General features: G+C 39.2%; 13 protein-coding genes and 2 pseudogenes. 8 read left to right on the top strand and 7 right to left on the bottom strand.

The window, feature by feature from the left end:
- Nucleotides 1–1,015 precede the first annotated feature (1,015 nt).
- Entirely contained in the window at nt 1,016–2,494 is a 1,479-nt protein-coding gene (locus Q8G36_RS27690; RefSeq protein ID WP_305162993.1) for a flavin monoamine oxidase family protein, read from the top strand.
- Nucleotides 2,495–2,602: 108 nt separating this feature from the next.
- Here the strand turns inward: Q8G36_RS27690 and Q8G36_RS27695 are convergent, their stop codons facing one another.
- The 3 genes and pseudogenes from Q8G36_RS27695 to Q8G36_RS27705 all read right to left on the bottom strand — a co-directional run bounded on the left by Q8G36_RS27695 (nt 2,603) and on the right by Q8G36_RS27705 (nt 4,649).
- Complete coding sequence (locus tag Q8G36_RS27695) at nt 2,603–3,109, bottom strand: Ger(x)C family spore germination C-terminal domain-containing protein (RefSeq protein ID WP_305162994.1); 507 nt, start codon at nt 3,107–3,109, stop codon at nt 2,603–2,605.
- Nucleotides 3,110–3,146: 37 nt separating this feature from the next.
- Nucleotides 3,147–3,299 (bottom strand): hypothetical protein, encoded by a 153-nt coding sequence (locus Q8G36_RS27700; protein WP_305162996.1) that lies wholly within the window; start codon nt 3,297–3,299, stop codon nt 3,147–3,149.
- Nucleotides 3,271–4,649: pseudogene (locus tag Q8G36_RS27705) on the bottom strand (spore germination protein). Before Q8G36_RS27705 ends, Q8G36_RS27700 begins: the two are co-directional and overlap by 29 nt.
- Nucleotides 4,650–4,936: 287 nt before the next feature.
- Between Q8G36_RS27705 and Q8G36_RS27715 the strand changes: the two are divergent.
- The 5 genes and pseudogenes from Q8G36_RS27715 to Q8G36_RS27735 form a co-directional block, all read left to right on the top strand.
- Nucleotides 4,937–6,463, top strand: coding sequence for a spore germination protein (locus Q8G36_RS27715; protein ID WP_305163001.1), 1,527 nt, complete (start codon nt 4,937–4,939; stop codon nt 6,461–6,463).
- Nucleotides 6,464–6,481: 18 nt separating this feature from the next.
- Nucleotides 6,482–7,573 (top strand): GerAB/ArcD/ProY family transporter, encoded by a 1,092-nt coding sequence (locus Q8G36_RS27720; protein ID WP_305163002.1) that lies wholly within the window; start codon nt 6,482–6,484, stop codon nt 7,571–7,573.
- The gene (locus Q8G36_RS27725) at nt 7,570–8,655 is read left to right on the top strand and encodes a Ger(x)C family spore germination protein (RefSeq protein WP_305163003.1); all 1,086 of its coding nucleotides are present in this window, start codon (nt 7,570–7,572) and stop codon (nt 8,653–8,655) included. The genes Q8G36_RS27720 and Q8G36_RS27725 overlap by 4 nt, the downstream gene beginning before the upstream one ends.
- A gap of 238 nt (nt 8,656–8,893) precedes the next feature.
- Nucleotides 8,894–9,445: a RidA family protein gene (locus tag Q8G36_RS27730; RefSeq protein WP_305163004.1), complete on the top strand. Its 552-nt coding sequence runs from the start codon at nt 8,894–8,896 to the stop codon at nt 9,443–9,445.
- 93 nt (nt 9,446–9,538) lie between these two features.
- A pseudogene (locus Q8G36_RS27735) lies at nt 9,539–9,774 on the top strand (twin-arginine translocase subunit TatC); the annotation flags it as partial.
- A 156-nt stretch (nt 9,775–9,930) separates the two neighbouring features.
- On the opposite strand, the gene cysI reads toward Q8G36_RS27735, so the two are convergent.
- Together cysI and Q8G36_RS27745 are read right to left on the bottom strand one after the other, a co-directional pair.
- Nucleotides 9,931–11,649, bottom strand: coding sequence for an assimilatory sulfite reductase (NADPH) hemoprotein subunit (cysI, locus tag Q8G36_RS27740; protein WP_305163005.1), 1,719 nt, complete (start codon nt 11,647–11,649; stop codon nt 9,931–9,933).
- Nucleotides 11,650–11,675: 26 nt separating this feature from the next.
- Entirely contained in the window at nt 11,676–13,490 is a 1,815-nt protein-coding gene (locus Q8G36_RS27745; RefSeq protein ID WP_305163006.1) for an assimilatory sulfite reductase (NADPH) flavoprotein subunit, read from the bottom strand.
- Between the two features lie 334 nt (nt 13,491–13,824).
- Here Q8G36_RS27745 and Q8G36_RS27750 point away from each other — a divergent pair, with 334 nt between their 5' ends.
- Nucleotides 13,825–14,733: a LysR family transcriptional regulator gene (locus tag Q8G36_RS27750; protein ID WP_305163007.1), complete on the top strand. Its 909-nt coding sequence runs from the start codon at nt 13,825–13,827 to the stop codon at nt 14,731–14,733.
- 144 nt (nt 14,734–14,877) lie between these two features.
- Here Q8G36_RS27750 and Q8G36_RS27755 read toward each other — a convergent pair.
- Nucleotides 14,878–16,238, bottom strand: a protein-coding gene (locus tag Q8G36_RS27755; protein WP_305163008.1) for an IS3 family transposase whose coding sequence is annotated in 2 segments (ribosomal slippage) — nt 14,878–15,782 and nt 15,782–16,238 — 1,362 coding nt in all. Because the reading frame shifts where the segments join, the coding sequence is not laid out codon by codon here.
- An 896-nt stretch (nt 16,239–17,134) separates the two neighbouring features.
- Between Q8G36_RS27755 and Q8G36_RS27765 the strand changes: the two genes are divergently transcribed.
- Entirely contained in the window at nt 17,135–17,449 is a 315-nt protein-coding gene (locus Q8G36_RS27765) for an iron-sulfur cluster biosynthesis family protein (protein ID WP_305163009.1), read from the top strand.
- A 233-nt stretch (nt 17,450–17,682) separates the two neighbouring features.
- Here the strand turns inward: Q8G36_RS27765 and sigH are convergent, their stop codons facing one another.
- Nucleotides 17,683–18,333 (bottom strand): RNA polymerase sporulation sigma factor SigH, encoded by a 651-nt coding sequence (gene sigH / locus Q8G36_RS27770; RefSeq protein ID WP_305163010.1) that lies wholly within the window; start codon nt 18,331–18,333, stop codon nt 17,683–17,685.
- Between the last annotated feature and the right edge of the window lie 665 nt (nt 18,334–18,998).

Genomic DNA, 18,998 nt, shown 5'->3' on the forward strand with positions numbered 1-18,998 from the left:
TTTACGAACCAAATGGTTCGGTGGCACCAGTTGATCTAAAGTAATCATTTCAAGTTGATCTCGCTGAATAGAATCATGTTTAGAAAGCATCCTCATCACCTCAAGTTTTAATCCTTCTATTTTAAAATAAAAATGACTCCAGGCAAAAGTGTTCTATCTAAAAGGTAAGACAAAGTTGATTGGAACGGAAGGTACGAAACTCCTGCGGGAAAAGCGCGTCTAGGGGAGACCCCGCAGGCGAAAGCCGAGGAGGCTCCCCTACCGCCCGCGGAAAGCGAGTGCCTGGAGTGGAAATCAACGTCCAAATTGTACAAGCCATAAAAATAGACAACCTCGATTTTCATCGAGTTTGTCTACAGTCTGAAAACTCTATATAGAATAGAGTTTTTTTATTATATGTTCAGGAAATAGCACTTTTACGAATGATAATAGTAGTAATATACCCACACAAGTAACCTAAATACCTTTTGAATGTTTACATTTGGTTTCAACAGACAAAGAACTAAAATAAATTCCTGAAATTCGAAACGATGAAGTTAATCATTTTGAAAAAGCTACCTAGCCACGCTTATGCCTCCGTTATTTAATATCCACTATCTTTATTACTTGATCAACTTTTATTTATATATATTAGATCGGTGCGATTTTTCCAATATTTTATTAAGGTTGCGAGATAACATCCTTCGTTATTTCATCTCATTGTTCAAAAGGCTGAACACTGCTTCTCCAACTTTCTAAATTAATTTCGGCTCCATCATAAATAGTAGTTTTAAGATAGCTAGCTGCCGAAAAAAAGGCCTCATCTTTTAACTACAAATCAGCAGCTTATTCATCTCCTGGACTTTTAAATTATCAAATAATTGAGTATTTCACATAAAGGATAAACCTAGTGGAATATGATAGCAACAATCACTCATGACAAATTAATGAAGATCCTTCATAAATCGTGGACCCATTAGAATATGATAGCGTAAATCCTAAATAGGAAAGTGTAACCAGAAAGGAGAAAAACACCTTGTCCTTTTTCATAGATCCGCTGTCACCCGATCAAATGCTGGCTGTGATCAGAAATGGTCTGGGGCCTTCCCGAATCCCTAAAAAAATCATTATCATTGGTGCCGGCATGTCTGGGTTGGTTGCAGCATCCCTTTTAAAAGAAGCGGGGCACGATGTAACGATATTGGAAGCATCAGGGAGGGTCGGAGGGCGTATTTTGACCATACGGGAGCCATTTTCAAATGGTTCCTACCTTGAAGCCGGTGCCATGCGCATTCCGAATTATCATTACTTAGTTGCGGAATACATCAAAAAGTATGGTTTACGAGTCAACACTTTTGTGAACAGCACTCCTAATGATCCCATTTATGCCAATGGAATCAAGACGACCGCTGCCATATATCAACGGAACCCGGATATACTGAGGTACCCTGTAGCTCCACATGAAAGAGGTAAAACAGCCGAAGAATTACTCAACATGGCAATTAAGCCAGTGACTGACTTCATCATTCAAAACCCAACCAGAAATTGGGAAATAGTTATTAAAGAATTTGATAAATACTCCATGAACTTTTTTTTGCAGTACAATCCAGTAGGGATAAGTCTATCTACGGGGGCGATTGAAAGCATTAAAGTCCTTATGGGATTAGAAGGATTCCCTGAACTTTCTTTTCCTGCCATTCTTCGGGAGCTTATGCCGCTCTTTAATCCAAACGTAGATTTTTATGCAATCGAGGGAGGAAACGACCGGCTTCCTTATGCATTTCTACCGGGATTGAAGGATAATCTCAACTTCAGATATGAAGTGACAAAGATTGTTCAACATGATAATCAAGTTACCATCCACTCAAAACATACTCAAAGCAATAGACCCTTAACGGTTACCGGTGATCTTGCCATCGTGACCATCCCTCTTCAATTGTTGCAATTTATAGACATTGAACCCCGGAATTCCTTTTCCCATAATAAGTGGAAGGCAATAAGGGAACTCCATTATGCAGCATCCACAAAAATTGGACTTCAGTTCACACATAGGTTTTGGGAAAAGGAAGGAATCCTCGGCGGTAAACTGACGACCGATTTACCCATTAGATTTGCTTATTACCCCAGCAAAACGAGTAACCCTAGTGAATCCGGTATCATCTTAGCAAGTTATACATGGGAAGATGATGCCACTTTATGGGATATCCTCCCGGAAAAAGATCGTATACAACACGCATTAAAGAATTTGGAAGTGGTTCACGGAAAACAAGTATACGATCATTTTCTATCAGGAGCTTCTTATAGCTGGACCCTGAATCAGTATGCCTACGGCGCTTTCTCCATGTTTAAACCTGGTCAGGAAACGGACTTGTTTCCATACATCCCAACGCCTGAAGGAAGGGTCCACTTCGCTGGTGAGCATACATCAACCGTACCAGCATGGATTGAAGGAGCCATTCAATCCGGCATCAGGGTTGCACATGAAGTGACGAATCTGCCTAGAACATTGAGTTAGCCTTTTTAAAATGAATGGACCTTTTCTTTGGCTAATAAGTAATAAATAACTAAAGGGTCTTTGACAAAGAAACCTTCCCATTCGGAAGGTTTTCATTCTTATGAACAGTCACTTCACCCCTCCTTTTGAACCGAAATCTACAATCCTTAAATCCACTTCATAATTAATATCAGCTTTACTGAAAACTTCGTCCCATTTCTGCTTATTTTCCTCCCAAAACTTTGGATGCTGATTTTCCACATAACGATACAATCCTGCTACCCCTGTTTTATATTCATGCTGTAATTTGTATATGATTTTCTCGACATCCTTCTTTACTTCATCCTCGGCAATACGCTCAATCTCTTTTAGATAGCCTTCTTCAAATGAATTTTCCTTACCATACCAATCTTCCGAAAGTCTTGCTGTGTATCCTACCTCAATATTGATCGTCAAATGATCACCGTTCAATTCCGTCGTGATTTTCCTCCTTGTCCTATTGATCACTTCAACACTTAAAGGCTCACCGTGTTGGACCGCTTCGATTATTCCCCCCTTCGCCTCTCCGTTCAACCAATTTAATGCAGCTATATCCTCATCATTCATGACCCCGACCAGCTTTGAATTGTTGATCACCCCTGCACCCTCCAAAATTAATTTCTTACCTTTGATATCAACTGCCTGAATGGCAAAGCTTCCATCCATCGGACGAATGGATTTTTTCCGTTAACGTCCTTGGAAGGGTCAACATCCCAACTCCTAACATGCTGCAAGAAATGATCGCTGCCAATTCTCCACTAAGAATTTTGCCGTCGGATTGGCTCAAGAGAATCCCCCCCTTTTTTCCGCTTCGGTAACCTTAAGAACGCGTCCTTCCAAGTCTTTTTACCGATAAAATCCATTGGTTGAAAATAAGGTTCTTGAAAGCTGGTCAATTTCGACAAATGGCTAATAACAATGATAAAGAATAAAGTGGTTCCGTATAAACCTAAAACGGCGGCAAAAATCATCGCCCCGAACCTTAAAGCCCTGAACGCCAGTCCAAAGCTATATTGTGGTACCGTAAAAGAGGTAATCGTCGTAATCGAAACGATTATGACCATGAGGGAACTCACAATATTCGCTTGAACGGCCGCTTGTCCAATAATGACTCCGCCAACCAATCCAACCGTTTGACCAATGGGCGTTGGGAGCCGAATACCTGCTTCGCGAAGCAGTTCAATCGTCAATTCCATGATGATAGCTTCAACAAACGGCGGAAATGGCACGTTCTCCCTTGTACCCGCGATCGTCATTGCTAATTCCGTCGGCAGCAATCCAGGGTTGAACGAAACCAGGGAGATATATATCCCTGAAAGAAATACGGTAACAAATAAAGATAAATATCGAAGTACACGTAAAAAAGATCCAGCAACCCATCTTTCATAATAATCATCCGGTGACTGAAGCAGCATCGTAATTGTCGTTGGTGCCATTAACGCAAATGGCGAGCCGTCAACCATGATGGCCACCCTGCCCTCCTGCAGTGCAGCCAATACTTTATCCGGAAGCTCCGTATTCTGGATCTGAGGGAAAGGGGTAAACGATGTATCTTCAATTAATTCCTCAAGCATCCCCGAGTCTTGGAGATCGGTAGCTTTTACTCCATTTATCCGTTTATTCACTTCTTTCAGCAAAGAATCGCTCGCTTTTCCTTCATAATAGATCAATGCAACTTCCCGCTTTTCAAGCGTCCCTAACTTCTGTTGTTTGACGATTAGGTTAGGATGGTTTGAATATTGCCTTATCAAGCCGATATTTTCTTGTAGACTTTCAATAAACCCTAGCTTCGGTCCACGGACAACCTCTCTGTCGAAGGTTCACCCAGTGTACGAATTTTTTGCTTTTCCAGATTCAAGACATAACCATTTGCCATTCCATCTATAAATAGAAGCGTTTTCCCGTCAAAAATATGCTCTATAGCTTTTTCATATGTTTCAACATCCTGTTCCCTGACTGAACAGATTTTGGAAATGACCAACTGCTCGATGGAAACCGGGTGACTGGTTTCAACCTGGGCAGCCGATAAATCCAGGACTATATCATTGAATGCTGGATAATCCATCGTTCCATTGAGAAATACAAATAATCCAGAAACTTCATAACCGGGGGATGAATATCTGTTTAAAAACCACATCAGCCTGCATATCCAATTCAGATTTCAATTTATCCTGCTTTTGATCCAATTTTATATGCAAGGGTTTACTATCCATGGTGAACTCCTTTGGTTAAATGGGTTTTTATTTTTTCAGTTTCCTCTATTCTCAATTTTTTTATGCGAAGAGGAAATGGGACAGCCTTTTAAACCAAGGATTTTTTTATGAATTTCCTTTATGAAACTAGCAACATTAACATCCAAAATGGTTAATTTGTAATTAAATTGCAAAGGCTAGGATAATAAGCTTTAGTGCAGAGGTGACAACATTGTTTAACCGCAGAACGTTCAAAAAAAAGCCAAATAAACCAAACGAAAAAAATGAAGAATTAAATAAGGTTTCGGAAGTAAGGGACCTATTCAATACCCTATCTTCATCCAATGATTTCATGAACCATCAAGGAACATATAATGGAATAGGCTATTGGGTTTCTTTTTATCGCTCTTTGATCGATGCACAGGTACTTCATGAAAGTGTTCTTTCTGTCATACCTACTCTGGAAACGATAAATTTGGAGCAAATTAAAGAAAACGTACCTATTGAAAATACACTGATCACCAGTACCAAGGTTGTAATCGAAGAAAGGATCATGAGAGGCGAAATTGCACTTCGTTTAGATGGAAATCTTGATGAATGCCTATTAATCAGTGTTGCGGCCCAACAAGGAAGACAAGTTGGGAAACCTGAACTTGAATTTGGAATCATAAGTGCTCAAGAAGCATTTGTCGAGGATATTGATATCAATCTGAATTTAGTCAGAAAAAGGCTGCCTATCCCTGGATTGCAAGTAAGTGAAAAGACTGTGGGATCCTTGTCTAAAACGAAAGTGGCAGTTTTATCGATAGAAGGGATCGTTGATCAGGAAAATGTTGATAATGTTATACAAAGGATCAATGACGTAGAGTTTGATGAAATATTGGACGGGTCCTATCTCGCGCAAATGCTTTATGATAATTCAAATACCTTATTTCCCCTTTTTCTAAATACGGAAAGGCCTGATCGCATCGCGAGTGCACTGGCTGAAGGTAAGGTAGCCCTGTTAATCGATAGGTCGTCCTCTGCACTTATTACACCAACCATTTTGTTGGAATACTTTATCACCATGGAAGATTATAATATGCCTTGGGTTCCGGCATCCGCTTTCCGTTTATTAAGGATATTCGCGGTCGCTTTTTCGATATTTGCCACTCCCATTTATGTAGCCGTGCTGACTTATCACTATGAACTGATTCCTAAAGATCTTTTGGAAACAATTGTAAGTTCAAGGAACTTAATACCTTTTCAGCCATTGATCGAAGCATTATTCTTGGAGATCTCCATTGAGTTATTACGGGAAGCGGCTGCCAGGCTGCCAACAAAGGTAGGTCAGACATTAGGTATCGTCGGCGGTATCGTTATCGGTCAAGCAGCTGTTGTAGCTGGTTTGACCAGTAATATCTTATTGATCATCGTTGCCCTCTCGGCATTGGCATCATTTGTTACTCCCATTTATAAAATGGGTAATGCCATTCGGCTGCTGCGGTTCCCCTTTTTAGTTGGCGCCCAGATTTGGGGGTTGCTCGGCATAACCATAGCAGCTGTGTTTTTGTTGACCCACCTTATCAAATTAACGTCAATGGGACACCCATACCTTGAACCGATATACCCATTTCGCATACAAGATTGGAAAGATAGCTTTGTCCGGCTACCCTTTAATTTTTTCAAGTCGCGACCTGTAAATTTACGTCCTGATGATATGTCCAGACAGCCACAGCCAAAAAAAGCAAGAATCAAAAAAAATGATTTTAATGAATGATTTTAATGAGGGTCCTATATGAATCAAGCTGGAGTTAATGAAAAGTATAAGGTATCACCGTTCTATGTGTTTTTTTTAGTGCATGGCATGCAAACGGGTGTAGGCGTTTTAAGTTTTCAAAGGCTTCTAGCGAAGTCGGCAGGAACGGATGGCTGGATTTCGATATTACTAGCCGGACTGATCGTTCATATATTGATTTGGGTCATATATAAAATCTTCAGTATCGTCCCTGGTGATATCATTTCGGCAAATAATCATGCATTCGGAAAATGGATCGGGAATTTCTTCAGTCTATTATTCATTCTTTACTTCTTGATCATTGGAATGGATATCATGATCAGCTATATAAATGTCATACATGTATGGATGTTTGAAGAGGTAGCTTCTTGGGCTTTTACGGTGGTTTTCCTGATTCTGATTTATTACATAAATACGGGAGGATTCCGTACAATTACAGGTGTTGCCTTTTTAAGCGTCATTTTGACATACTGGCTTTTATTTGTCCTATTCTATGCCATGAAATACTCTGATTTCACCAATTTGCTCCCTTTATTTCACCACACTCTATTGGATATATTGAAAGGAACCAGAAGTACTTCATTATCGATGCTTGGTTTTGAAATGATCCTGATGTTTTACCCGTTCATCAAAGACGCTAAAATTTCACAAAAATATGCACATGGAGGGGCCTTGACAACAACCTTACTAACCATATTCGTTTATTTGGTTTCAGTGGTTTTTTATTCACAAAAACAGTTGGAACTGACTATATGGCCGACACTGACCTTGACCAGCATTGTTGAATTGCCCTTTATTCAGCGATTTGAATATATAGATGTTTCTTGGTGGGCCATCGTTATCATTCCCAACATGACCATCGCCTTATGGGCTACGAGCAGGGGTTTCAAGCGTTTATTCAATGTTAAGCAAAAGTATCCATTATGGGGGATGTCCATTATCATCTTGCTTACAAATATTTTTGTTTTTGATGTAGATTCCCTATATATATTGAATAAAATAATCAATCCATACGGCGTGCTCTTCATTGCTTTATACTTGCCTCTTCTTTTAGTCATCATCTATATAAAGAAAATGAGGAAACGTAAATGAAAAAATTATTTCTTATTATCTTGACTTTCCCCCTTCTTTGCAGCTGTGCCCAGCCAAGAGTGGTTGACGAAGTCAATATGTCTCAAGCCATTGGCTACGATATACTCAAGAGTGATAATGTCGAAGGAATATTCGTCATCCCTATCTTCGAACAGGACAAGATGGGTAAATATCAAATCTTAACTGGAACATCTACGACAACGAGTGATGTTCAGGCTGTCGTTTCAAAAAAAGCAGATAAGCCGGTGTTGATTGGACAGACCCGCATCTTTTTATTTAGCGAGAAAATCGTACATGAAATCGGAATGACAGAACTGACCGATTATCTCTACCGTGAGCCTCAACTTGGAAACAGGGTCATTTTGGCCATTGTTGAAGGAAAGGTCAAGGATGTAATATATACGAAACCACCAAATACGAATGTGAATATTGGAATCTTTTTATCGGATTTAATCAATCAACTAAATGAAACAGGGAACGGACCAGATACAAACCTTCATCTCTTTTTAGGCAACTCCCTGGAAGATGGCGGTGATTCGTATCTCCCTTTACTTAAATTAATTAATAATGAAGTTGCGGTTTCTGGAGTGGCCATATTTCATGAAAATAAAATGGTCAATAAAGTTCGAACCGATGATATGTTCGTTTTCAAGACATTAGTTCAATCTCATAGACGAGGAATTTACAAATTCAAATTAAAAGACAAGAAGAGAAGCGATATCGTAGTGGAAAGTATCCGAAGCGGTTCAAATTATAAAGTATCTGGCTCAGAGAGAAATCCGTCGATCACGATTAAGATAAAAATTAAAGGACAAATAAAGGAATCCATGCGAAGTGACAACCTTACCGATAGAAAGATGATAAAAATAATCGAAAAGGAAATGGAAGCTGATTTGACCAAGCAAGCAAACCGCCTTATTAAAGATTTTCAGAAAAAAAACCTTGACCCGATTGGCCTGAAGGAAAAATATCACGCCAAAAATAAAAAAATGACCTATGAATATTGGAAAAAGATTTATCCGAAGATGGCCATTCATGTAGAAACTACAGTTAACATCATCCAAACCGGGGTCTCTGAATAATGAATTTGTCGATAGGCCATTTTGAAATTCTTCAGCTGATAGCAAAAACTACTATCATAAATTAAATGAGCCACAAGGTTGCTGTACTCAGTTATTTAACTGGATGGCCAGCAGGTGCTTTTACAGAATTATGGTTAGCCAGATTTATTAAAAGAAGGTAAATTCCCTTCTAAAGCAGGATAAATGAATCAGAAGTTATTTACCTATCGCTGTTACATAAATAAAAGGAGCTGACTTAATGAAAACACCTATGAAATCGATCATAGCTGCCTCAGTATTAGGTGTAAGTTTAATCGCAGGATTCTCTTTTGCTTCCGCTGGTACCGAAAAAGATGAATTGAAATCAGATAAAGTGACCTTTTTTGGCTCCCCAACTTCTGCCATTTCCAGTTCAGTTGCTGTGCCTCAAAGTTATAACCGGGTATTGTTTAGCGGAACAGTAGCTCCTCTTTTAAACAAGGATGGAAAAAACACTTATGAGAGATATGGCAATACAGAAAAGCAGGCAATCGGAATCTTAGAGAAATTAAAAACAGAATTGAAAACAAAAGGACTTTCCCTCGCTGATGTAACCTATCTGCGTGTGTATGTCGCGCCAGATCCTAACAAAGGAGATACACCAGACTATCAAGGTTGGTTTAATGCCTATGCTCTATTCTTTAACACAAAAGAAAATCCAGTGAAAACAGCTCGTTCAACAGTAGGGGTAGAAAGTCTGGTTTCCCCTGATTATCTGATTGAAATTGAAGCAGAAGTTGCCTATAAAAATAACAGCAAGTCAAATAAATAGACGATGGGAGTTTTTAGTTATGTTTCACACCTGGGGGGTAGTTGATGTGGATAAAGAGGAATAGAAAAACCCTGAGTTAGAGACTGTTTTATAGCGGGGCAGTTTGAAACGATGTTTACGGCAGATAAATACTTTCGTTTCATTATTAACCCGATTTTACCGTTCGGGTTTTTATTTGAGATGCCGTTGGTCGTGATGTTTTTAACGAAAATAGGATTCTTCTGATATCTCCCCCTGATATTATCTTGGATATCCTGTTCATTATCTCTTTACTGGTTATTTACGAACTAAGTATCACTATCTCCAAGGTTATTTATAAGCAAGGCTAGTCAACCAACTAACAATGTGTTTAAACGAATTGCTTTAGTGAAACTGGCTTTCTGCCTAGGGTTCCTTCTATAAGTGCAGGAATTGAAAAATAAAGACGGAAGAATTTCGAATACAAAAAGAGACAGGAACATATTCCCGTCTCTCTTTCGATTTAATCAATCATGAAAATTCATTCCATCCGTCACTTCTTTAACAATGCCTGCATTGATGACAAAGTCCCCGAAATGCTCTCCTTGCTGACGTTCTTTTGCATAACGGGAAAGAAGTACACGCAGCTCTTTTAATATCTCTTCTTCACCGATGTTTTCACGGTACATTTTGCTTAAACGGCTTCCATCGAATGCAGCACCAAGATACATATTATATTTGCCAGGCGCTTTACCGATAAAACCAATTTCCCCGAGTGCATGCCGGGCACATCCATTCGGACAACCGGTCATGCGTATCGTGATTTCTTCGTTCCTCAGCCCGTTTTCATCAACGATGGTCTCGATTTTATCAAGCAGAACCGGCAAATAACGCTCTGCTTCGGCCATTGCCAACCCGCATGTTGGAAGCGCCACACATGCAATCGAGCTGCGTCGGAGCGCCGAATGATGCGCACCATCCGTCAAACCGTATGTTTCAAGCAATTCTATGATCTTTTTCTTTTTCTGGCTTGACACATCTGCAATGATAAGGTTTTGATTGGCCGTCAAACGGAAATCACCCGTATGGATCTTTGCGATTTCGCGCAAACCGGTCATCAGCTTGTAATCATTGATATCGGCAATTCGGCCACCCTCGACAAATAGTGTAAAATGCCATTTTCCTTGCATGCCTTTTACCCATCCATAGCGGTCACCATTATTATCAAACTGATAAGTTCTCGCTTCCTCCAGCTTCCATCCTAAACGATTTTCCAGTTCAGCCTTTACCGGTTCGAGCCCAAGCCTGTCAACCGTATACTTGAACCGTGCATTTTTCCGTACAGATCGGTTTCCGTAATCCCGCTGAATCGTAATGACTTTTTCAGCCACATCCAGTATTTTATCTGGCTGGCAAAAGCCGATTATCTTGGCTAGTTGGGGATATGTCGCCTTGTCACCGTGGGTCATTCCCATACCGCCGCCGATCGCCACATTAAAACCAACGAGTTTTCCATTTTCAACAATTGCTATGAAGCCAAGATCCTGGGAGTAGACATCAATGTCATTGGATGGAGGGACCGCAATGCCTATTTTAAACTTCCTTGGCAAATAAAGCTTTCCGTACATTGGTTCGACTTCCTCCAATTCAGGAGAACCGACCACTTTTTCTTCATCCAGCCAGATTTCATGGTACGCCCTTGTACGTGGCAATAGATAATCACTCAATTTTTTCGACCATTCATATACTTCGGAATGGATTTCGGATTGAAATGGAATCGAATTGCACATTACGTTCCGGTTTACGTCTCCGCATGCAGCGATTGTATCTAACATGGAAGCATGGATTTCCTGAATGGTTTTTTTCATATTCCATTTTAAAATACCATGCATTTGAAACGTCTGCCTTGTTGTCAATTTCAAGGTTCCGTTACCGTATTTCTGAGCAAGGTCATCCATAACAAGCCATTGAGAAGGCTGTGCAACCCCGCCGGCCATGCGGACACGCAACATAAACTGATAGGCAGGCTCCAGTTTTTGTTTTTGACGCTCATTGCGCAGATCCCGATCATCCTGCAAATAGCTGCCGTGATGTTTCATTAGTCGATTGTCATCATCCGGAATACCGGAGCTGATCCGATCCTGCATCACTTTTCCAAGTGTACCTCGCAAATAATCGCTTTTTTCTTTAATTTGCTCAACATCACTAGGCGGGCCTTCTGGTGCTTTCAATAGTGGGTTCACCATGTTGTTATCTCCTTTTCGTCCAAATTTCAGTACACATCACGTTGATAGCGTTTATTCTGTTGCATTTCTTCAATATAAGCTTGCGCATCAGCATGGCTCATATTGCCTTCTTTTTCAATGATCTCAATAAGCGTATTATGGACGTCATGTGCCATGTTTTTCTCGTCACCGCAAATGTATACAGCTGCCCCTTCTCGAAGCCATTCGTATAATTCCCGGCTGTGCTCGCGCATCCGGTTTTGAACATACACTTTTTCATCAGCATCACGTGAAAAGGCAACATCCATTTTCGTAAGTACACCTGTTTTCAACCACTTTTGCCATTCAGTCTGATAAAGGAAATCCGTCACGAAATGCTGATCGCCGAAAAAGAGCCACGTTTTCCCTTTCGCTTCCGATTCTTCCCGATCCTGGATAAAGGATCTAAACGGAGCAATGCCCGTTCCCGGTCCAACCATGATAATTGGAGTGTCTGGGTTCTTCGGCTGCTTGAAGTTCTGGTTATGCTGAATGTAAATGGGCAGCAAGTCCCCTGGCTGTAATCTGTCCGCACATAAAATGGAGCAGACACCTTTTCTTTCTCGACCGTGACTTTCATACCGGACAGCTCCGATTGTCAAATGCACTTCATCGGGATATGCGGACAAGCTACTCGCAATCGAATATAGACGGGCTGGCATTTTCCGGAGTATTGATACGAACTCTTGCGCCGATTCACCCCATGAACCAAAATCACGGACAAAATCAAGCAAATCACGGCCTTCACGATATTCTTTTAATCTTGCTTCATTACCAGGCACTAAAAGCTCCTTTAAATCCTCGTTACCTGAAAGCTGGGCCGCTTGTTCAATGAGCGATTTTGTCAAAACCGTAATTTCAAAGTCGGAGATGAGCGATTCCCTAAACTGACGAAGTTCCCCCTGCTTATTGACCTTCACGGTTTCTTCAGGGTCCCAATTGAGTTCCATAAGAAGCATATCTACTAAATTTGAATCGTTTTTCGGATAAATACCAAGGCTGTCACCTGGTTCGAATGTAAGACCTGAGCCCTCAAGAGATAACTCAAGATGATGTGTCTCTTTATTGGAGCCACGGCCGTTCAAATTTATATTTTCCAGCACTTCCGCTTTAAATGGATTTGTTCTCGAATACGTTTGTTCACCTACTGAAGCAATCGCTGCGGGAACTGCAGCAGCAGAATTGCCTTGCCCTTCACTTAAACTGGAAATGACTCCTTCCAGCCATTCGCAAGCAGGCTCATCATAATCAAGATCACAGTCCATTCTCGGAAATAACCGCGTCCCGCCAAGTTCCTCCAAGCGTTTATCGAATTGTTTTCCCGTTTCACAGAAAAACTCATATGAGCTATCCCCAAGCGCCAATACCGAAAAGCGGAGACCTTCAAGGCTTGGTGCCCTCCTGCCATGTAGGTACTCATGGAAAGACAATGTATTATCCGGCGGATCACCTTCTCCATGCGTGCTAACGGCAATCAGAAGATTTTCGATTTTTTTCAAATTGTTGACTTTAAAGTCACTCATGGATGAAATGGTAACCTGAAAGCCATTACCCTCAAGCTTACTCGCCGCATTTTCTGCCAGCCCTTGAGCATTGCCCGTCTGTGAACCATAAAGAATGGTCACCTCTTTTGATATTGTCTTCCCGCCGCTTTGAGCTTCCAATACCGGGGCGTCGGCTGAACTCATATTCGAAACTGACAAAGATGCAGTCAGATAACCGCTCAACCAAATTTTTTGTGTTTCTGTCAAGCTAGGCAGTAGGCTGTTAAGGAACTCTGCCTGCTCTTGATTAAAGGGACTGTTACTTACCTGAAGTTGCACGATTTCCACCTCACAAAGGGATATTAACTTATCTTAGTTGACTGTATAACGAGTGGGTTTAAACATTTTTATTTCCATCCAAAAATCAATTAACTCGTTTACTCCTATAGATCAAGTCGGTTTTAACTGCAAAAAAATTTAAAATACTGTCATATAGGGTTCATAGCACGCAACAAATAAAAAAAATAAGGTTATAAAGGACAATAGCTTTCCCCAGCCTATACTCTTCCTAAAATAAGTTTCTCATTAAAACTTTACTGGAAGGCACATCATTAGTAAAATATATATAATTTATTATAACTATTAAGAATATTAATAATAAGGAGAAGTTTCTATGTACTATGATGCTCTAAAAACATTTGTGACCCTTGTGGAAGTCAAGAATTTTACAAAAACAGCAGAAATTCTTCTTATGTCACAACCAAGTGTTAGTTTACATATAAAAAAATTAGAAGAAGAGTTCCAAACCAAATTATTTCTCCGTTCTCCTAAATTCCTAAAAGTCACCTTAACCGGAGAAATTCTTTACGACCGGGCCAAGCAAATGATCACAATCTATGAACAAACCAGACAAGACATTCAGGAACACGATAAGTCCATCAAGGGAGAATTAAAGATAGGGGCAAGTTTTACAATAGGAGAGTATATCCTGCCTTCTTTACTCATCGACCTTCAAGAGGACTATCCTGAACTTGAACTTCAAGTCGTAATTGGAAACACGGAAGAAATCGTTCAAGCCGTTCGGCTTTACAAAGTGGACATTGGTTTAATCGAAGGTCAAACAAATGAAAAGGAGCTTTCTGTTCACCCATTCATGCAAGATGAGCTATTCATTGTGTCTTCTAACAATCATGAACTCGCTAATAAAGACGAAGTGGAGATAACTGATTTACATGATCAAGCATGGGTAACCAGGGAAGTTGGATCTGGTACACGTGAATACCTTAACCACGTCATACGTTCAAATGGTTTGAAAATTAAATCGATACTTACGATAAGCAGTAATCAAGGAATTAAAGAAACACTTATAAAAAACGGCGCAGGCCTGGCTCTGCTTTCCCGAAGTGTCATTGAAAGGGATGTACAAAATAAAATCCTTTCTATCATTCAGGTAAATAATGAATCCTTTAACAGAACTCTTTCGTACGTCTATTCCCCAATTATGGAAGATAAAAAGAATGTCAAAACATTCATAACTGAATTAAACAAAAAATGGCCGATGAAAGCAAAGCCGATAGGATGATCATTGCGAAGAATGCAGGCTTAATGCTGGAAATCCTTTTGCCTGACAGCAAAAAGTATTTATTAAAAACGGCATGAGAGTTCCTGCCAAAAAGTCGATCCCTTCTACATGAACTGACCCCATAAAGTTAGACAGGTTATTTCGTTAGGCAGCCCGTTGGGCATGAGCTCGGTATTGTACCGGGCTCATGCCTTTTAATTTTGCCTTGATTCGTTTGTGATTATAGTATTCTATATATTTTGCTAGTTCTTGTTTAAAGTGTTCCACACTTTCAAATTCTTTTAGATAAAGAAGTTCCGATTTCATGATACCAAAGAAATTTTCCATAACAGCGTTATCGTAACCATTCCCTTTGTGAGACATACTTTGCGTAATGCCACGTTCCCTAAGGTCATTACGGTATTGTTTCATTTGATTATGCCAGCCTTGATCTGAATGAATAAGGAGAGTATCGTCGTCTGTTAAACGTTCAAAAGCTTGATCTAACATCGTTGAAATAAGTGAGTAGGTTGGTCTTGAACCGATTGTATACGTAATAATTTCTCCATTAAATAAGTCCAATATCGGCGATACATATAGCTTTTCCCCAAATATTTTAAACTCTGTAATATCCGTAACCCATTTCTCATTTGGTTTCTCAGCTTTGAAATTGCGATTTAAAATATTTAGTGCAATCTTGCCTACAGTTCCTTTGTAAGAGCGATATTTTTTCATACGGACCAGACATTTTAGCCCTAGTTCTTTCATGATACGCTGTACCTTTTTGTGGTTTACTTTGTGTCCACGATTTCTAAGTTCATCACGAATTCGACGGTAACCAAACCGACCTTCATGTTCATCGAAAACAGATTTAATCAATCCTTTCAGTTCTGCATCTGGATCAGGACGACCGAAGTTTTTCACCCAATAGTAATACGTGCTACGCGGAATGTCTACGAGCTGTATAAGTGCTTTCACCGGGAATGCATTCCTTAATTCATAGACTACTTGTGCTTTGTCTTGTTTGGTAATTTTCCCTTGTTTTGAACTAAGGCATTCAACTTTTTTAAATAGGCATTCTCCATACGTAAACGTTCATTCTCCGCCTGTAAAGCCTCTATTGATCCTTCATCGGGTACTTGAGTATTTGATGTCTTATTATTTTTATTTTTCATGGATGGACGCCCCTTTTTCTTTGATTGTAGGGCATCAAATCCTTCTGTTTCATAAGCAACTTTCCATTTTCGAAGCGTTTCATAAGATGGAATATTAAAAATCGCCGCTGTTTCCCTGATAGACGTCCCGTGTTCGTTCATATAATTGAGTACATCTAGTTTAAACTGTGCGGGGTAGGGTGTATAGCGTTTTTCAAAAGCATCCTCACCAAAAAGTGCAAATTGTTTAATCCACTGATGGAGTAAACTCGGATGAACACCAATAGATTTAGCAATAGTTTGTCCTCCCTCATGACCATCTATATATTGTCTTACTGCCTGAATTTTTTCTTCTGAAGAAAATCTCGCCATAAAAAAACTGCACCTCCAATTGTTAGTTGTGTCTAACAATTGGGGTGCAGTTCACATTAAGGAATCGACTTTTTTAAATCTTCTTATGCACTAACATCCTTCTTCTGAATTAGGTCCTTACTTGGCATCGTCAGTCTTGGATACTAAATCACAACCATCCCCCACTCTTTGGAAGAGGCTGAAGCACTTACGCTTTATGTCGTAATGTAATTACTGACTTTACTAATCCACTGGCTTTCGTATCCTAAATCAAACACCTATTGTAACACTTGATGTCTTTGCTCCCAAAATTCCTTTTAACTCTGGGTACTCTTCTAATGTCTCTCTCTTTAACAGTGGTGCTCCTTGATAGGGAGGAATAAATGTTTGTCACCTTCTGTAAGATTATATTTTTGTAACTCGCTATCTGTTGAATAGGCATCAAGTACATTTATCTCCCCTAATTTTACTGCCTTACGCCTCAATTTTGCCTGCATGATATTCACTTTCGATTTTAGCCTAAGTGTCCGTCTTCACGCTCAGGAAATTCTGGTCAACAATATATTTATATTCTTGGTGAAGCTTAGAATTGTCTTGAGGGCAGCAAATAATAATAAACAAATTCCCGATACTGGATCAACATATGAAATTTTAAAAGAATATTAGTTTTCCGGATTTTTATAAATGTTAAGGTTTGTTCCAAAGAACAGGAACTTCATTTTCGATCAACTTCCGGAATATTGACGTTTTTTCCTACCTCTATATTTTTCTCCTTCTTCTAAAACCCCAGTAACATTACAAGTAAATCTCTTTTAATTTTTTTCCTAGGAAAGGTCTAACACATTAACTTATAAACAATTGGGTATACGAATAAATAGAGGATTGTATAGATAAAAAATAATATGGGAGCGAGTTTTATGAATATTGAAATTAAAGAAGCAGCGATTGAACAACTATTAAAAGTGAATTATAAAGAGAATGAAGGTGTTCGTATCGAAGCCATTTATGTTGGGAGCTGTTCGATTTATGTGGAACACGAATTGAAAGTTGATAATAAAAAAGAAGATGATGAGAGATTCATCATTGATGGGGTCCCCGTATTAATTTCAAGTGAGTCTAAAAAGCATCTTCCGGATAAAGTCTTTCTTAATTACAGTGAAGGACTTGGATACAAATTATATTCAGACGATGAAACATTGAGATATAATCTCCAGTTGAATAGAGTGAATTAAAAAAATGAACATAGTAAAAAGCCCTTCTGTTTCAGTTGGGCTTTTTGTGTTTATACTCAGAGAATTTATCATTGGCATTTACCTAGAGGGATTTTATTTTCCCATAGGATAGCACTGCACTAATAGCTCCATTACCAGGAAAATGCTTTAACTTGTTCTTTTATCTATTCTATTAATCTTTTCAATGTTATTTTACGAATAATAATGACCGAAAGCTTAAAGAATTATTGTTATTATTCTTCCACCCCCCTGGACTCGAAGTACCGCTCCAACTTCCTTTTCACCCGCTGAAGTGCATTATCGATCGTCTTTTTTTGAACTTTCAATTCCTTAGATATCTCAAAATAAGTTTTCCCTTCCAAGTACAAGTCCACAACACTACTTTCCAATTCACTAAGGACTTCCGTTAGAATTAGCTCAATATCGCAAATTTCTTCTGATTTTATTAAGATCGTGACAGGGTCATTTTGGCTCTGTTCAGGGATTAGATCAATTAGGGACTGTTCCGACTCCCCTTGATAGATAGGCGTATACAATGAAACATAATTATTTAAATGAGAATGCTTTTGGCAGATAGCCGCTTTAACAGCGGTTATGATTTGCCTTGAAATGCACAGTTCCGCAAATGATCTGAAAGACGATTTTTTGCAATTCTTGTAGTCTCGAATGGCCTTATAAAGACCAATCATCCCTTCCTGAAAGACGTCGTCCTTATCTCCACCCGTTAAAAAATACTTCAAAGCATATGATTGAACGACACATTTGTATTTTTTGATTAAAAAGTCCAGTGCATCTTCATCACCATTTTGGATTTTCCCAACCAACATTACATCTTCCAGATGAGTATAGTTTTCCACTAGTTTCTTCTCGATGATTACACTCATTTATTTTCCTCCACTCACTCAGTTGAGCACCGACATAAAGCTTGCATTACCACTTCAATGTGTTAAAGTTCATTCATTATTATAATATCTCAGAAATGACGATAATGATATTCGCAAATAACGACATTTTTCTACAAAATACTGATGCTTATAAGCCCTGTTCTATAACTATACACTTTCAGTCATTTTAAATTGATTGGGTGAAGGTCGTCATTATTGTGGTTTTGTTTAACTCCTGATCGTTAACGGATTTAGTTGTTCCGGTGGGGGGCAGGATATGGCGGCTTAATAATAATATAATTATAAATAATATTATTAAAGAACTGTTCAAGCACTAATGGTTTAACATAGCCTAACCAAAAGGAAAAGACGGAATAAACAGTCATTGTATGCAAGGCTTGTTGATCTATCGTACCTTTTGCTTTACCTTCATTAGCTTTAATTGGAAAAAAAGGAGAATGCCATTTAAAACATCGTCTCCCATTAGTTTCATTTAAACACTTTCTTTGGCAAAATGAAAAGCACCCTTCAAAGGATGCTTCAGTTTGTAGACAAAAGGGGTTCGGAATTAAAAAATTCTGAACCCCTTTTGAAATTCCCTTTGAATTTTCGCCTAAAGTTAAGAGATTGGGGCTCTACGAGCCCACTATGTTAGGCCATTTTTG

Source organism: Peribacillus frigoritolerans (genome assembly GCF_030676415.1).
GTDB classification, from domain to species: Bacteria; Bacillota; Bacilli; order Bacillales; family DSM-1321; genus Peribacillus; species Peribacillus frigoritolerans_A.

Coding starts and splice junctions, on each gene's coding strand:
- Q8G36_RS27720 (WP_305163002.1), top strand. CDS start 6,482: ATGAATCAAGCTGGAGTTAATGAAAAGTATAAGGTATCACCGTTCTAT.
- Q8G36_RS27725 (WP_305163003.1), top strand. CDS start 7,570: ATGAAAAAATTATTTCTTATTATCTTGACTTTCCCCCTTCTTTGCAGC.
- Q8G36_RS27730 (WP_305163004.1), top strand. CDS start 8,894: ATGAAAACACCTATGAAATCGATCATAGCTGCCTCAGTATTAGGTGTA.
- cysI (WP_305163005.1), bottom strand. CDS start 11,649: ATGGTGAACCCACTATTGAAAGCACCAGAAGGCCCGCCTAGTGATGTT.
- Q8G36_RS27750 (WP_305163007.1), top strand. CDS start 13,825: ATGTACTATGATGCTCTAAAAACATTTGTGACCCTTGTGGAAGTCAAG.
- Q8G36_RS27765 (WP_305163009.1), top strand. CDS start 17,135: ATGAATATTGAAATTAAAGAAGCAGCGATTGAACAACTATTAAAAGTG.
- sigH (WP_305163010.1), bottom strand. CDS start 18,333: ATGAGTGTAATCATCGAGAAGAAACTAGTGGAAAACTATACTCATCTG.